Below are 16086 nucleotides of genomic sequence, written 5' to 3'. Positions count from 1 at the left end.
TGTATCACCCTTTTGGGAAGTACAATAACTATTCAAGCTCAAAATTATGACTTGGGAAAAGTAACTATTGCAGAGTTAAATGAAAAAGTTCATCCTAAAGATAGTAGCGCACCCGCTGCTATCTTGTTTAAAAAAGGAAGAACTTATTTTGGCTATAATAAAGATGTTGGATTTTATGCCAACCATGTCTGCGAAGTGAAAATCAAAATTTATAAAAAAGAAGGTTTAAGCTGGGCCGACCAGAAAGTGCGTTTTTATATCGGTTATGATAAGTTAAATGAAGATCGTTTGGAATTTTCAGATGCAGTGACCTATAATTTAGAAAATGGCAACATCGTAAAAACTAAATTAAATAATCAGGGCGAGTTTAAAAACAAAATCAATCAATATTGGAAAGAAAAGACGATTACTTTGCCCAATGTAAAAGTAGGTTCTATTATTGAATATAAATATGTTTTAAGATCTGAAAATCTGGTGAAGTTTCCCGATTTTGATGTTCAGTTCAGTATTCCTGTTGACTATTTTTATTACAAAACACAGATTCCAGAATTTTATATTTACAAACCCATTTTAATTGGAGGAATTCCGTTAGAAACAGAATCTAAATTTACAGGCGCTAGTCAGAGTTTTGATAATGCTTACAGTCAGACAAGCTCATTTAATTATAAACAGATTGAAACTTTTTATAAAGGAAAAGATGTTCCGGCATTAAAAGAGGAACCTTACATTAATAATCTTGAAAATTATCGCGGAAGCATTCAGCAAGAATTAGAAAGAGTGCGTCTTCCTGATCAGCCTGTAAAAGATTACAGTTTAACTTGGGAAGGTGTGGCAAAAACTATTTTTAAAGATGACAGCTTTGGAAAACAATTAAATCAAGGCAGTTTATTTACAGATGATCTGAATAAATTATTGTCTAATGTAGAAGATAAAACGGAAAGATTAAATCTGATTTTTACGTATGTTAAAAATCGAATGAATTGGAATGAGATTAATAGCTGTTATACAGAAAAAGGAGTCGAAAAAGCTTATAAAGATCAAACTGGTAATGTCGCAGAAATCAATTTTATTCTGATAAATATGCTTCGTGCGGCTGGTATAGAAGCCAATCCTGTTTTGGTAAGTACTATACAAAATGGACTTCCAGTGTATCCAACAAGAACGGGATTCAATTATGTAATAGTTGCGGCCGAAATTGATGGTAAAAAAACTCTTTTGGATGCAAGTCATAAACTTACGGCGCCAAACATTTTACCATTAAATGTTTTAAATTGGAACGGAAGATTAATCAAAAAAGATGGCAGTTCTGAAGAAATTCAATTAGATCCAACACAACAGTCTAAAGAAATTTACAGTCTTATAGTCAAAATAAATCCTGACGGAAAAATGAATGGTCAGGCTCGAGTTCAACGAACAGATTATGATGCATACAGTTTTAGAGAAGAAAATAATACTAAAACGGAAGACGCTTATCTTGAAAAATTAGAGAATAGATTGGGAGGTTTAGAGATTTCAAATTATGCAATCGAAAATCAGAAATCAAACTTAGATCAGTCGGTCATAGAAACTTTTTCTTTTGCTTCAAGCAACCGTTCGGATATTATTGATGGGAAGATTTTTGTAAACCCTTTATTGTTTTTTACCCAAAGTAAAAATCCGTTCAATCAAGAAAAAAGGCAAATGCCTGTTTATTTTGGATATAAAAACATAGAAAAGTTTAATTTGAATATTGAAATTCCGCAGGGATATACTGTAGAATCACTTCCTAAACCATTTAGAATATCTTCAGAGGACAAGCTGATGTCTTTTATTTTAAATTTTTCGGTTTCTGAAAACAAAATTCAAATTGTGAGCCAAAAAGAAATCAACAGTAGTATTTTTGTAGCCGAGTATTACGGAATGATAAAAGAGTTTTTTCAGAAGATGATCGTAAGCCAAAATGAAAAAATAATTCTTAAAAAGATATAGAAGATGGATTTGAAAAATGCACAATTAGCTGTTGATACTTGGATAAAAGAACATGGTGTTCGCTACTTTAACGAATTGACCAATATGGCACAGCTGACAGAAGAAGTTGGCGAGGTTGCTAGAATCATTGCGCGCCGTTATGGAGAACAATCTGAAAAAGAAAGTGATAAAAACAAAGATTTAGGAGAAGAATTGGCCGATGTTGTTTTTGTTGTACTGTGTTTAGCCAATCAAACAGGAATCGATTTACAAGCATCTTTCGATAAAAAAATGGATCTAAAATCGGTTAGAGATAAAGATCGTCACAAAAACAATGATAAATTGAAATAATTGTGAAATATCATTCATAAGTTCTGAATTATGAGTTTTGAATTTTGAATTATGAATGGGGAGTGGTAAATTGCGGGGCTGAATTATGTTTCTAATCATTCCTAATTCATAATGCACAACTTACAATTAAAAAAATGAATTTAAAATTAAGCACGAATTCAATATTCACTATTGATGATTCGCAACTAAATATCACCGGTTCTAAAAGTGAAACGAACCGCTTATTGTTATTAAAAGCATTATTTCCAAATATTACTTTAGCCAATACTTCCAACTCAGACGACAGCGAAGTAATGCAGAAAGCATTGGCAGGAAATGATGAAATTGTAGATATTCATCACGCAGGAACAGCAATGCGTTTTCTTACTGCTTATTTTTCGGTTAACGAAGGTAGAGAAGTGGTTTTGACAGGTTCTAGCAGAATGCAGGAGCGTCCGATTAAAATTTTAGTGGAAGCTTTGGCACAATTGGGTGTTGAGATTTCATATGAGAAAGAAGTAGGTTATCCGCCAATTCGAATTAAAGGAAAAAAAGTTACAGATTCAAAAGTAACTTTGGCAGCCAATGTAAGCAGCCAATATATTTCGGCACTTTTATTAGTCGCTTCAAAATTAGATAATGGTCTAGAACTGACTTTAGAAGGAGAAATTACTTCGATTCCGTATATCAAAATGACTTTAGCTTTGCTAGCTGATTTAGATATTAAAACGAGTTTTGAAGGAAATGTGATTAAGGTATTCCCTAAAGAATCAGTTGAAACTAAAGAAATGGTGGTAGAGTCAGACTGGAGTTCGGCTTCTTATTTCTTTAGCCTTGTAGCTTTGTCTGATGCGGCTAAAATTACTTTAAGCAGTTATAAAGAAAACAGTCTTCAAGGAGATTCTGAATTGGTTTCTCTTTATGAGAAGATGGGGGTGAAGACTACTTTCCAAAACAACAAAATGACTTTGGAAAAAGTTTCTGGATTCAATTACGAAGATGTAAATTTTGAATTGAACAATACGCCAGATATCGCTCAAACTATCGTAGTTACTTGTTTAGGTTTAGGAATTGGATGTCATCTAACAGGACTTCATACTTTAAAAATTAAGGAAACAGACCGACTAGAAGCTTTAAGAATTGAGCTTACAAAATTAGGAGCTAATATTTCTGTTACTAATGATAGCTTGACTTTATTGCGTTCTGGCGATATTAATCATGATGTGCATATTGCAACATACAACGATCACCGCATGGCAATGGCATTTGCACCATTAGCAATAAAAGTTCCAATTATTATTGATGATGCCGAAGTAGTTTCTAAATCTTACCCAGATTTCTGGAACGATTTAAAAGCTTTAAACTTTCAAATAACAGAATTGTAAATTTTTTTGAACCATATAAGTAATAGTAAGTTCAATTAAAATTCAATAAAACATAGCCTCTGGTTTTAACGAGAGGTTTTTTTATGCGTGAATTTGATTGTACTCACAAAGTTTGTCATTTCGACGAAGGAGAAATCTCCGCAAGAAGCTCTACAAAGATTAGCTTATTGGAATGGAGTTACTTGCGGAGATTTCTGCTTCGTCAAAATGACAATAATAGGTTGAAAATGTTTTTTGTAGAAAAAAAGCATTTTTTAGCCATCTCGAAACCTCACAAAATCAAGGACTTTTGAAAATAAACGTCAAAAGACTTGACAACGCCTATCTCACAATCGTATATTTGCAACCGATTTAAAATTTTAGATAAACAAATCTAAAAGCTACACTCTAAAATCAACAATTCAAATATGAAATTATCACACTTCAATTTCAATTTACCGAAAGAACTTTTGGCTGAATTCCCAGCAGAAAATAGAGATGAATCTCGTTTAATGGTAATTGACCGTAAAAAAAACACTATCGAACATAAAATGTTTAAAGACGTGATCAACTATTTTGATGACGGAGACGTTTTAATTCTTAATAATACAAAAGTTTTCCCTGCACGTTTGTACGGAAACAAAGAAAAAACTGGAGCTAGAATTGAAGTTTTCTTATTAAGAGAATTAAATTCTGAGCAACGCCTTTGGGATGTTTTGGTTGATCCCGCTAGAAAAATCCGTATCGGAAATAAACTTTATTTTGGTGATGACGATTCGTTAGTTGCTGAAGTAATCGATAATACAACTTCTCGTGGTAGAACATTACGTTTCTTATACGATGGGTCTTACGAAGAATTCAGAAACAAATTGACAGAACTTGGAGAAACTCCAATTCCTAAATACATCAACAGAGAAGTTACTGCTGAAGATGCTGAAAGATACCAAACAATCTATGCAAAAGAAGAAGGAGCTGTAGCGGCACCAACTGCTGGTTTACACTTCTCAAAACACCTTTTGAAGAAATTAGAAATTAAAGGAGTAAATTTTGCTGAGGTAACTTTACACGTTGGTTTAGGTACTTTTAACCCAGTTGAGGTAGAAGATTTATCTAAACACAAAATGGATTCTGAGGAATTGATCATCACTCAAAAAGCGTGTGATATTGTAAACGAAGGAAAAGCAAAGAAAAAACGTATTTGCGCAGTCGGAACAACTTCTATGCGTGCAATTGAAAGTTCTGTTTCTTCTGCTAATACTTTGAATCCTTACGAAGGATGGACAAATAAATTTATTTTCCCTCCTCACGATTTTAGTATTGCAAACTGTATGATTACAAACTTTCACACACCAAAATCAACATTATTAATGATGATTTCTGCTTTCTGTGGACACGATTTAATGAAAAAAGCATACGATGAAGCGATCAAAGAAGGATACAAATTCTATTCTTACGGAGACGCGATGTTAATTCTTTAATTAGAATTTATATTATAAAGGAGACCCGACAGTTTTTTAGAAGCTGTCGGGTTTTCTGTTTTTTAATGGTTTCAAGTTTCAGGTTTCAAGCTTCAAGTTAATATACTTTGTGTCTTTTAACCGCAAAGTTCGCAAGGATTTTTATCTAAGCTAACGTTTACAAACGCAAAGTTCGCAAAGCTTTGCGTTCTTTTGCACGTGGCAAACACAAACTGAGTAAAAAAACCTTGTGACCTTTGCGTTTAAAATCGCAAAGTTCGCAAAGCTTTGCGTTCTTTTACATTCGGCAAACACAAACTGAGTAAAGAAAACCTTTGCGAACTTTGCGGTTAAAAGACACACTACCTATTAACTTGAAATCTTAAACCTGAAACAAAACAAACAAATTTTGTTATTTTAGCAGACAAAACAAAAACACAATGACTTTTCAAAATACACGCGAATTTGCACGAGAGCTAGATTCGAAAGACACATTAAACCACTATCAGGAACAATTTATTTTTCCAAAAGTAAACGACAAACGAGTAATTTATTTTACAGGAAATTCACTAGGCTTACAGCCAAAACGCACCAAAGCTTATGTTGATGAAATAATGGATGATTGGGCAAATTTGGCAGTTGAAGGTCATTTTTATGCCGAAAAACCTTGGTGGGATTATCAAGAAAGATTTGCAGAACCTTTGAGTAAAATTGTGGGTGCGCTTCCATCTGAAGTTACGGTGATGAATACTTTGACTGTAAATCTTCACTTACTGATGGTTTCTTTTTACCAGCCAAAAGGGAAGCGTTATAAAATTATATGCGAAGAAAAAGCTTTCCCGTCAGATCAATATATGTTTCAAAGTCAGGTCAATTTTCATGGTTATAAAACTGAAGATGCAATTGTAGAAATCAAACGTCGTGAAGGAGAACACAATATTCGTCTAGAAGATGTCTTAGCAAAAATTGAAGAAGTTGGAGACGAACTGGCTTTAGTTTTAATTGGTGGAGTTAATTATTATACCGGACAAGTTTTTGATATTAAAACCATCACTGCCGCCGGACAAAAAGCTGGAGCCAAAGTAGGATGGGATTTAGCACACGCGGCAGGAAATATCAAATTAGAACTTCATGATTGGAATGTAGATTTTGCTGCTTGGTGCAGTTATAAATATATGAATTCAGGCCCAGGAAATGCTTCGGGTTGTTTTGTTCACGAAAAACATCATAATTCAGACTTGCCAAGATTTGCAGGATGGTGGGGACACAACAAAGAGCGCCGTTTTAAAATGGAACCTAATTTTGATCCGGTTCACGGTGCAGATGGATGGCAGATTAGTAATCTTCCGGTTTTATCTTTAGCACCATATTTGGCTTCAGTAGAAATGTTTGCTGAGGTTGGAATGGATACTTTAATTGCAAAACGCGATCATATTACTTCTTACTTGGAATTTATTCTTCATGAAATTGATAAAGAAGTAGAAAGCACCTTCGAAATTATTACACCTTCTAACCCAGAAGAAAGAGCTTCACAATTATCTGTTTTCCTTCACGGAGAAGGAAGAGCCTTGTTTGATTATTTAATGAAAAATGGTGTCATTACAGATTGGCGCGAACCAAACGTTATTCGTCTAGCACCAGTTCCGTTATATTGCTCTTATGAAGATATGTATGATTTCGGGCAAATTCTGAAAAAAGGAATTTTAGGGAAGTAAAAAATTAATCTCGCAAAGGCGCGAAGGCGCAAAGTTTTTTTAAGCCACAGATTAAAAAGATTTTTTTCTCAATAGCCTCCAGCTTTAGCTGGAGGTATTAAAGATGAAGTTAAGAGGGCTTTAGCCAAACGAGTTCAGTTTAGCTAAAGCCTTTTCTTTTGATGACTTTTTCATCCAAGTTTTAGCTGAATGCTATTAAACTTAAAAATAAAAACTTTGCGCCTTCGCGACTTTGCGAGCATAAATCATTCAGCTTGAAAAATAAAACACAGCGAGAAACAAACATCAATCTTCAAATCTTATAAACTTTCATAAGAATTCTGTAATAAACATTATAGCAGATATTCCTTAATTTGTAATGTATAATTTTAAAAAATTACAATCATGAAAGGCTTATATATTTTATTGACCGTGATATTTTTAACTTCTTGCCAAAATCAAAGCAAAGAAGATATAAATAAAGCTAAACAAGCCAGCATTGATTCAATGAAAGTTGAGATTAACAAACAGCGTGTTATCGATTCGATGAAGACTGAAATGGCGAAATTAAACGAGGAAAAGATCGAAGCTCAAAAAGAGAAAGTTGTAGTAGTGCATCAGCAAGCCGCCGCTACAACAACAGCTGCACCAGCTAAAAAGAAAGGTTGGAGTGCAACCGCTAAAGGTGCTGTAATTGGTGCTGGAGTAGGTGCTGCAACTGGCGCAATTGTCAGTAAGAAAAAAGGAGAAGGTGCGATTATTGGAGGTTTAGCTGGAGCTGCGGTAGGAACTGGAACAGGAGCTGTTATTGACAGTAAAAACAAAAAGAAAGAATAGTTATTCTATAAATAAAAACAAACCCCAAATTAGATAATAATTTGGGGTTTTCAATTTTAAACCAACTCTGAAACGGGAATTTTAATACCAACTAATTCTGATTTACAAGAATCGAGTTGATCAAGATGACCCTTAAAGACTGACGTCGATTCAAATAAATTTTTATAATACTCAATTCCATCTAACAGATTAGATTTAAAAGAATTCAATTTTTTAAGCTGAGCCGCTGTAAGTTCTCCAGAAATAGATTGAATTTCATTTCTAAAATAGGTAATATACATTTTAAGCTCTTTTATAAACAAGTTTGGGCGCTCAGTTCTAATAACCGATTTGCCTTGATAAATATGCTGGATCATTTCTTTTAAAGAAACTTCCTGATCAAAATAAGCTAAGTTTGGCCCAGGGCAAATTACTACGCCTTGTGCCTGACCTTTTATTTTAATGTCATTTTCTAGATAAGAAGCATTGGCCAAACCAACACAAAGACAGGATTTTTCGGTGATTTTGATTTTGCTTTTCTCAAATTCATCTGAAGAAATCGAATTCTTTTTTGCTTCTAATTCTTCCAGCTTAATATCCTGATATTTTTTTGAAGCTGTGCAAATTCCGTGTGGGTCGTATTCTTTGCTTAAAGCTAAAAATTTCTTCGGACAAGAACTTCCTGCTTTGTTTTCATGAATTCGCTTTTGCTTTAAAAATTCATTTGTAGTTCCTTTCAAAGTATTAAAAGGAACTCCCAAAGGAGAAATATTGCTTAAATAAAAATCATCTTCTTTGGCATTCATTAATAAATTACGAGTTTCTTTATCGACAGATGTCGCTTCTGGAACTAATAAAAATGGCGAACCCCAGCCTACAGAATCAACGTTATATTCGTCTAATAAAAACTCATGTTCTGCTGCAGTTCCAACGCCGCCTTGAACCGTAATTTTTAATTCTAACGGATTTTCAGGAATAGGCTGATTTTTTGCCTGTAAAGCCTTAATCATTAAATCGTGGGCCGATTGTACCAATTGTTCTTTTTTCTGCTTGAATTCTTCTAAAATCGTGCCCAATAAGAGTCCGTCGGTAGCAAAGGCATGTCCGCCGCAGTTTAATCCCGATTCTATTCGATATTCTGAAACCCAAAGCCCTTTTTTGGCCAAGAAATTTCCTTGAATCATAGCCGATCTAAAATCACTTACTTTTAAGATAATTTTCTTTTTCAGTTCGTTATTTTCATTTGGAAAAAAATCTTTGAAGTTTTCGAAGTAACCAAACAATCTCGGATTCATTCCAGCAGAAAGCACTACAGAAGATTCTAGATTACTTTTGGCAAAACCTCTTAAAGCAGCATGTGCATCATTAAACTCAATTGGAAGCTGTTCATTTTTAACAAAATTATCTTTGTCCAATTTGGTCATAATGTTAACATCGATTTCTCCTGGAAAAAGATTGGTTTCGATATAATTTTGGATGTTCTCTTTAAAAGCAATTCCGTCATCCAATAAATTCTGAAATCCTTTTTTAATGTCAGAAGTATTTGGCAGCATTGACATAAAGTTTTCTAAAGCTGTTTTGCTTTCTGCCAATTCTGTTTTGAAATTTTCGAATTTCTCTTTTACAATTTTATCGATTAAATTTAAATAAGAGGTAATTCTTTCAGCGCGGTAGTCGTGAAATTTTTGAGTGATTTCTTCGTAAGGAATATTGAATTTTGTGCTGTAAAAATTACGCATCTTCTCAATCAGATCATCGTCTGCTAAAGCAACAACAGATGAAATTCCGTACTGCGCTACTCGAATAGGGCTGTCTATGGTATAAGCCAATCCCATTACTGGAATATGAAAAGTATGCAGGTTATTTTTTGTCATTTGTATTCGGATTAAAATAGGAACAAATGAAGAAAAATAAATTTTCCTAAAACCTGATAATTGTCAGGTTTGAATGGGATTGCGGATAGTGTAAAAAGATTGTCACGAATTGCATAAATTTTCTCGAATTTTTCTTTTTTTACACTGCGAATAAAAAATTAGTGCCAATTCGTGCAATTTGTGGCTGAAAAATAATATTCTAAATCAAAATCTTCTTCAATGATTCTGCAATACTTCTCCACAAAAGATTGTAGAACGATCGATCTTGAAGCCGTTCAACTTCGACTTCGGCGGTTTTGGGTTTTTCTTTCGAATCGTTTTTAACTAATAAATTAGCAACTGCCGTTTTGAGTTTGGCTTCTTTTTCTGGGCTTTTCTTTTGGTATAATTTTACTTTCAGATCTTCATAATCCAATGAAGCATTTCCTTTCGATCCGTTGTCGTTTCCGTAGAAATTAAAACGGTATTTATTGAAAGTTCCGGTAAAAGTACTGTTGATGTAGGGTTTAGTGAATTTTGTCATAGCTCCAACATCAAAATTTGAAATCATGCCTTGAATATGAAATCCGTCACTTTTGTCCAGAACATTAAAACGCCAATCGACATCAAGCGGAGAATTCTTCATGAAAATACATTTGACTTTAATTTTTACATCATCCGTTTTTTTCAGACCAAAACCGCTTCGCAGATTCGTTGCTTGTAAATTGAATTTGTCAAAAGTTAGCATTCCTGGCCCTTTAGCAAAATCAAGTTCTTCTTCATAAACCAATTTCGATTTAAGAACTTGCAAAGTGTCAATTTGAAGAGGGAATTTTAGATTTCGCAATAAATGATTGTAAAGATATTTTTTGCTTGGATCGTCTTTTACCATTTTTCCGCGGTAAATATTAGCATCAAAATGATTAATCACCAGCGAATTGGCTTTAAAATAAAAGCGGTCGTTTTTAAAGCCCCAATCCATTTTTTCAACTTGTGCTGAGTCAAATTTTAAATTGTAAATATCCTTTTCTTTTTCAAGACGTTTTGTAAATTCTCTTCGGCTAAACTGAGGAAGATTAGAGAAATTATTAATCTTTAAAAAATTCTTTTCGGTACTTATTTTTCCGATGTTGATGTGGTAGAAAATATTTGGTCTGTAAAACAAACTGTCACAGACCAAGGCATAGCTTTTATATTGAAGCGGAATTTTTTCTTTTAGTGTAGCATCAGTAATTAATATACCTTCCAGTTTTAAAAGAATTTTTTTAATGCTGAAAATCGGCTTGTCCGTATCCAGAGAAACCACATCGACCGTTCCATCGTTCAGGTAAATATTGGAAACGGCTATAATTTTACGAAAAGGATCTACAATTTCGGTTCTAATACTTTTGCTGTTGTTTATGAGCTTTTCGCCTTTTTTGTACAAAATCACTCGAGGTTTATTGATGATGATGCTTTCGGCTTGAATAATATCGCGAAATGCTAAATCCCAAATATTAAAATGTTTAATCGTAATAGACTCAATTTTGGCGAAAAGCCCATTTTTACTGTCTTTAGGTTCATTTTTCGGACTTACCAATAAAGTCTGTGCATGAATATTTCTAGAAAAAAGAGAGACTTCAATTTTTTCATAGTTAATATTATATGCGGTTTTATTTTTTTCGTGAATAATGATTGGAAGCTGTTTTTTAATCCAGTAATTCAGCCCGATGTTGGCAAGAATTACAAGTGCAAGAAGAGAAATTACAACAATCGCTATTTTTTTATATACAGACATTTATAGGATTAATTTTAAATACATAAATTTAGACTTTTAAAGACTGTTGTCTCTTATAAGATTTTGAAGAAAAGTTACATTATTACGAATTTCATCTTTTTTTACTTTTTTAGAATATGAGAATAATTAAAAAAATCCTGCTGACATTATTGGTGGTTATTGTAATTCTTGCGATTGGTTTGTGCGCTTATATTTTTCATCTAAAACCAAAATATGAAGGTTCTGTACAATTGAGTAATCTGGAAAAAGAAACCACAGTTTATTTTGATGATTTTGGAGTACCTCATATTTATGCAGATTCTGAAAAAGATGCTATGACTGCACTTGGTTATGTACACGCGCAGGAAAGATTATGGCAGATGGAATTGTTACGCCGAATTGCGCCTGGACGTTTGTCTGAAATCTTTGGAGGTGTTGCGCTTAAAAATGATACCTTTTTTGCTGGGATTGGAATCGAAGAAGCTTCGGCGAAAGCCATTGCCAAATTGGATAAAAACAGCGAAAGTTATAAACTGACTCAAGCTTATCTGGACGGAATTAATCAATATCTGGAGGAAGGAGTGACGCCAATAGAATTTACTTTGGTTGGTGTAAAAAAACAAAAATTTACTATAAATGACGTTTATAATATTTTTGGCTACATGTCTTTCAGTTTTGCTATGGCTCAGAAAACAGATCCTTTATTGACAGATATTAAAAATAAATATGGTGCTGCTTATTTGAAAGACTTAGGTATTGAAGGAGAATTTAATAATACGAAAATCAAAATTTCAAAAGAGAAAACAGAAGAATATAGCGAGATTTCAAAATCTATAACTGCAATGCTGGATCAGTCTCCGATTCCTCCATTTGTTGGAAGCAACAGCTGGGTTGTTGGGCCGCATAAATCGAAAACAGGAAAGGTTATTTTTGCTAATGATCCGCATATCGGGTTTTCGCAACCCGCAACTTGGTACGAAGCACATATTGTAACGCCACAACAGGAATTATACGGGTGTTATTTGGCTGGAACTCCATTTCCGCTTTTGGCACACAATAGAGATTATGCTTATGGTTTAACGATGTTTGAAAATGATGATATCGATTTTTATCAAGAAAAAAATAAAGCAGACGATGCTTCTCATTATCAGACCCCAACAGGTTTCAGTAAATACGAAATCAGAAAAAAAACAATAAAAGTAAAAGATTCTTCAGATGTTGTCTTGACAGTTAAGATTACACGTCATGGTCCAGTTATGAATGATTTTATAGATCGTTTAGAAAAGAAAAATCCAATTGCAATGTCTTGGACTTATACCAGAGAGCCAATTCAGATTTTAGACGCGGCTTATGGACTTTCGCATGCCAAAAATACTGACGATTTTAAAAAGGCAGTGAGTTTAATTGCCGCACCGGGATTAAATGTAATGTATGGCGATGCAAAAGGAAATGTGGCTTGGTGGGCGAGCGGGAGATTGTACCGACATAATGAAGGCGTTAACACGCATTTAATTTTGGACGGCTCAAGCGGTAAAGATGATATCACTAAATTTCTAGATTTCGAGCAAAACCCGTCGGCTGAAAATCCAGAATGGGGATATGTTTATTCAGCCAATAATCAGCCAGAAGCTATAGATAATGGTTATTTATATCCTGGATATTATTTGCCAGAAGATCGCGCCAAAAGAATTTCGGGGATTTTAGATGCAAAATCAGATTGGGATAAAGAAGCTATCAGTAAAATGATTTATGATAATACTTCGGATGTTGCAGTTGAAGTTTCGAATAATTTAATAGCAAGTTTAGATAATAAGCCACTTTCTAATAATGAAAAAGAAGTTTTAAAAGTTTTAAAATCTTGGAAAGGAACAACAAATGTTGAAGATGTTGCGCCAACGATTTACAACAAATGGATTTATTTGTATTTGAAAAATACGTTTGAAGACGAAATGGGTAAAGACAACTTCAATTTGTTTCTAGGAATTTCTTTAGGAAAACAAGTTATTGCCAATCAGATAAAAAATGAAAATTCGGTTTGGTGGGATAATATCAAAACAAAAAATGTAAAAGAAACCAGAACAGACATTGTTTCAAAATCTTTTCATGATGCTGTTGCTGCCTTGCAGAATCAGTTAGGAGAAAATGTTTCAGAATGGAATTGGGGAAAAGTACATACGGTAGAACACGAGCATCCGCTAGGAAAAGTCAAAGCGCTTCGCGGATTGTTTAATGTGGGGCCTTTTAATTCTCCAGGTTCAAATGAAGTAATCAATAATTTATTCTTCGGATTTAATGATGAAGGAAAGTATTACACGAAAGGCGGACCTTCAACCAGAAGAATTGTCGATTTTGCCGATGTAGAAAACAGCTGGAGTATTTTGCCAACAGGACAATCTGGAAATCCTTTCAGCAAACATTACGACGATCAAGCTGAAATGTACAACGCAGGAAAGTTCAGAAAAATGAAATTGAACAAAGACGAAATCATAAAAACATCGACGAAACTGATTTTGAAACCTAAGAAGTAGTTTTTTTGTTTCAGGTTTCAAGTTTCATTTTTGAAGTTTCAGGTTACAACCTTTGTCAAATTTTAAATTTTGACAAAGGTTAAAAATCTCAGCATCTCATCATCTCAGCACCTTAGCACCTTACTTAGAAATATACTTCCCAAGTACAATATCATTTGCAAAAATGTTTAGATTATTAATTAAAACTTTATTGTTGGTCATAACATTTTGGGTTTGATAAGTTGGGTCTTTTTCATAGGCTTTTAATAAAGTTTCTAGTTCAACTTCGTCAAATACAACAAAACTGTTGTAAATCGCATCTCTAAAATTTTTGTAATTAATGCTTTGGGTAATTTCCATTGCCTTTTGGTCATTCCAACCTTCTTTTGCTGTTGCTTCATTTATTTTTGAAAGGCAAAAATCAATAACATAGTTTTTATACCGAGTTGCTTCAACAATTTTATCGATTATGATTTTGTTCTGCTGACTTGGCATCAATGGCTGATTACTTTGAGATAAAGATTTAGAAGAAATAAAAAGACACAGGAACGCAACCAGAAAATGGTGTTGGTTTAGATTTTTCATAGGTTATTCAATTATTTTGGGTGAGGCTAAAATACTATTTTTAAAAAATAATTTCCCAATTTTGAATGTCCCAAGTTGTAACAAAAAACTCCGATAAAACATCTGCTAGAGCTGTTTTATCGGAGCCATTATAAGAATTTAATCTAGAATACGCTGTCTTTATTTTTTAGAAAGTTCTTCTAAAACTTTTTTTCCACCTTCATTTGTAGGATCCAATTCCACCGATTTCTTGTAGTTAGCAATTGCCAGTTTTTTATCTCCATCAGCCAAATAAGCTTCACCTAAACTATCATAAACATTTCCAGATTTTGGAAAAGTATCAACGTTGATTTTGAAAACTTCGATGGCTTCTTTCTTTTTTCCAGTTTGAAGCAATTGATATCCAACTCTGTTCATATCACCTTCTTTAATGGCATAAGTTGGATCGTTTTTCAGTTTTTTGTAAGTTTCTGTTCCTGCTACTGCACCTTTTTCGTTATAAACATCCAATAGATCAAGAGCCAGAGATTTCTTTGGCTGGTTAAAAGGCTGATTGTATAATATTGAACGTATTGCAGTATTCATTTCTCCCAAAACAGTTCCTCCAGTATTATTCAATAAAACCACAAGATTTTTGTCTTTCGGAATACGAGAAATAATAGTGTTAAATCCGTTGATACCGCCACCGTGTTCAATAACAGTTAATTTATCATTTCCGTTTGGAACTTCGTAAGTTGACCATCCGTAGCCATAAAAGCCATTCCATGCTTTAATGTAAGGTTTGAATAAAGATTCCATTGATTTTTCAGAAAGCAATTTATTGGTATAAAGCGCCTGATCCCACAAATACAAATCTTCTACAGTAGAATATAAAGATCCTGCAGCGTACGGAATACTCATATCAATATAAGCGGCGTTTACAATTTTCTTTCCTTCTTTTTCATAACCAGAAGCTCTGTTTTTTAGAACTATGTCACTATGATCGTAACCAGAATTAACCATTTTTAAAGGCGTGAAAATAGTTTCTTGTAAATTCTGCTCATATGTTTTGCCTGTAATTTTTTCGATAATGTACCCCAATAAAAAATAACCCGAATTGCTGTAATTGAATTTTTCGCCTGGAGTAAATTCAAGAGGCAGACTAGAAAATGTCTTTACAAAAGCTTCTGGAGCATAAGGATTTCTTGCTTTATCTTTAAAGAAGTTAGGCGCGCTGGTATAATTTGGAATTCCTGAAGTATGAGTCAATAAATGATGAATGGTGATTTTATCACCGTTTTCTTTTGGATAATGTGGAAGATAAGTGGTAATAGGCACATCTAGTTTTATTTTTCCGTCTTCTGCCAGTTTTACAATCAAAAGAGCAGTAAATTGTTTACTAATAGAACCCAATCTGAATTTGGTATCAGGTTGATTCTGAATATTCCATTCCATGTTGGCAGAACCAAAACCTTTTTTGAAAATTACTTTTCCGTTTTCCGCCACCAAAGCCGAACCGTTAAATTGTCCGTATTCGGTGTATTTCCTTAAAAGCTGTTCGATTTGCTGTGCTTTATCTTGAGCAAATGTGCTAAATGACGAAAGCTGAAAAGCGACAAAAAGCACAATAAGTTTGATTGATTTTTTCATAAGGGATTGATTATGGTTTTAGATTAATGAAATTTGTTTTTGATTGATGATTGAAACTTCTTGAATGAAATAAACAGATGTCCTAAAAGGTTAGACGATTGTTTTGTGATTTGGTTTCAAGATTAATCCAAAATTTTTATTTTTTTTCGGAATATAAAAAAGTAGAGCA

At 33.5% G+C, this 16086-nt stretch carries 11 protein-coding genes; 7 read left to right on the top strand and 4 right to left on the bottom strand.

What is annotated here, in order from left to right; translation table 11 throughout:
* Positions 1–12 precede the first annotated feature (12 nt).
* From SOM12_RS15480 to SOM12_RS15455, 6 genes are all read left to right on the top strand, one after another.
* Positions 13–1968: a DUF3857 domain-containing protein gene (locus tag SOM12_RS15480; protein WP_320494100.1), complete on the top strand. Its 1956-nt coding sequence runs from the start codon at positions 13–15 to the stop codon at positions 1966–1968.
* 3 nt (positions 1969–1971) lie between these two features.
* A complete protein-coding gene (locus SOM12_RS15475) occupies positions 1972–2298 on the top strand; it encodes a nucleotide pyrophosphohydrolase (protein ID WP_095928239.1) in 327 nt (108 codons plus the stop codon).
* A gap of 134 nt (positions 2299–2432) precedes the next feature.
* A complete protein-coding gene (locus SOM12_RS15470) occupies positions 2433–3662 on the top strand; it encodes a 3-phosphoshikimate 1-carboxyvinyltransferase (RefSeq protein WP_095928238.1) in 1230 nt (409 codons plus the stop codon).
* Between the two features lie 407 nt (positions 3663–4069).
* The gene (gene queA, locus SOM12_RS15465) at positions 4070–5119 is read left to right on the top strand and encodes a tRNA preQ1(34) S-adenosylmethionine ribosyltransferase-isomerase QueA (protein ID WP_095928237.1); all 1050 of its coding nucleotides are present in this window, start codon (positions 4070–4072) and stop codon (positions 5117–5119) included.
* Between the two features lie 419 nt (positions 5120–5538).
* Positions 5539–6813, top strand: a complete 1275-nt coding sequence (kynU, locus tag SOM12_RS15460; RefSeq protein WP_320494097.1) for a kynureninase — start codon at positions 5539–5541, stop codon at positions 6811–6813.
* Between the two features lie 384 nt (positions 6814–7197).
* Positions 7198–7629, top strand: a complete 432-nt coding sequence (locus SOM12_RS15455) for a YMGG-like glycine zipper-containing protein (protein WP_320494096.1) — start codon at positions 7198–7200, stop codon at positions 7627–7629.
* Between the two features lie 56 nt (positions 7630–7685).
* On the opposite strand, the gene SOM12_RS15450 is transcribed toward SOM12_RS15455, so the two are convergent.
* Positions 7686–9482 (bottom strand): hypothetical protein, encoded by a 1797-nt coding sequence (locus tag SOM12_RS15450; protein ID WP_320494095.1) that lies wholly within the window; start codon positions 9480–9482, stop codon positions 7686–7688.
* Positions 9483–9681: 199 nt separating this feature from the next.
* Positions 9682–11238 (bottom strand): hypothetical protein, encoded by a 1557-nt coding sequence (locus SOM12_RS15445; RefSeq protein ID WP_320494094.1) that lies wholly within the window; start codon positions 11236–11238, stop codon positions 9682–9684.
* 116 nt (positions 11239–11354) lie between these two features.
* Here SOM12_RS15445 and SOM12_RS15440 point away from each other — a divergent pair, with 116 nt between their 5' ends.
* Positions 11355–13745, top strand: a complete 2391-nt coding sequence (locus tag SOM12_RS15440; protein ID WP_320494093.1) for a penicillin acylase family protein — start codon at positions 11355–11357, stop codon at positions 13743–13745.
* Between the two features lie 120 nt (positions 13746–13865).
* Here the strand turns inward: SOM12_RS15440 and SOM12_RS15435 are convergent, their stop codons facing one another.
* A complete protein-coding gene (locus SOM12_RS15435; RefSeq protein WP_320494091.1) occupies positions 13866–14309 on the bottom strand; it encodes a hypothetical protein in 444 nt (147 codons plus the stop codon).
* Positions 14310–14468: 159 nt separating this feature from the next.
* Entirely contained in the window at positions 14469–15917 is a 1449-nt protein-coding gene (locus SOM12_RS15430; RefSeq protein WP_320494090.1) for a serine hydrolase, read from the bottom strand.
* Positions 15918–16086: the final 169 nt, after the last annotated feature.

Origin of the sequence: Flavobacterium sp. CFBP9031 (assembly GCF_034044945.1) — a bacterium.
Lineage (GTDB): Bacteria > Bacteroidota > Bacteroidia > Flavobacteriales > Flavobacteriaceae > Flavobacterium.
The sequence above is the reverse complement of the archived record's forward strand: the minus strand, read 5'-3'. Positions and strand labels throughout refer to the sequence as shown.

Excerpts from the sequence above, each read along its gene's own strand:
- SOM12_RS15475 (WP_095928239.1), top strand. The coding sequence starts at position 1,972 with ATGGATTTGAAAAATGCACAATTAGCTGTTGATACTTGGATAAAAGAA.
- SOM12_RS15470 (WP_095928238.1), top strand. The coding sequence starts at position 2,433 with ATGAATTTAAAATTAAGCACGAATTCAATATTCACTATTGATGATTCG.
- queA (WP_095928237.1), top strand. The coding sequence starts at position 4,070 with ATGAAATTATCACACTTCAATTTCAATTTACCGAAAGAACTTTTGGCT.
- kynU (WP_320494097.1), top strand. The coding sequence starts at position 5,539 with ATGACTTTTCAAAATACACGCGAATTTGCACGAGAGCTAGATTCGAAA.
- SOM12_RS15455 (WP_320494096.1), top strand. The coding sequence starts at position 7,198 with ATGAAAGGCTTATATATTTTATTGACCGTGATATTTTTAACTTCTTGC.
- SOM12_RS15450 (WP_320494095.1), bottom strand. The coding sequence starts at position 9,482 with ATGACAAAAAATAACCTGCATACTTTTCATATTCCAGTAATGGGATTG.
- SOM12_RS15445 (WP_320494094.1), bottom strand. The coding sequence starts at position 11,238 with ATGTCTGTATATAAAAAAATAGCGATTGTTGTAATTTCTCTTCTTGCA.
- SOM12_RS15440 (WP_320494093.1), top strand. The coding sequence starts at position 11,355 with ATGAGAATAATTAAAAAAATCCTGCTGACATTATTGGTGGTTATTGTA.
- SOM12_RS15435 (WP_320494091.1), bottom strand. The coding sequence starts at position 14,309 with ATGAAAAATCTAAACCAACACCATTTTCTGGTTGCGTTCCTGTGTCTT.
- SOM12_RS15430 (WP_320494090.1), bottom strand. The coding sequence starts at position 15,917 with ATGAAAAAATCAATCAAACTTATTGTGCTTTTTGTCGCTTTTCAGCTT.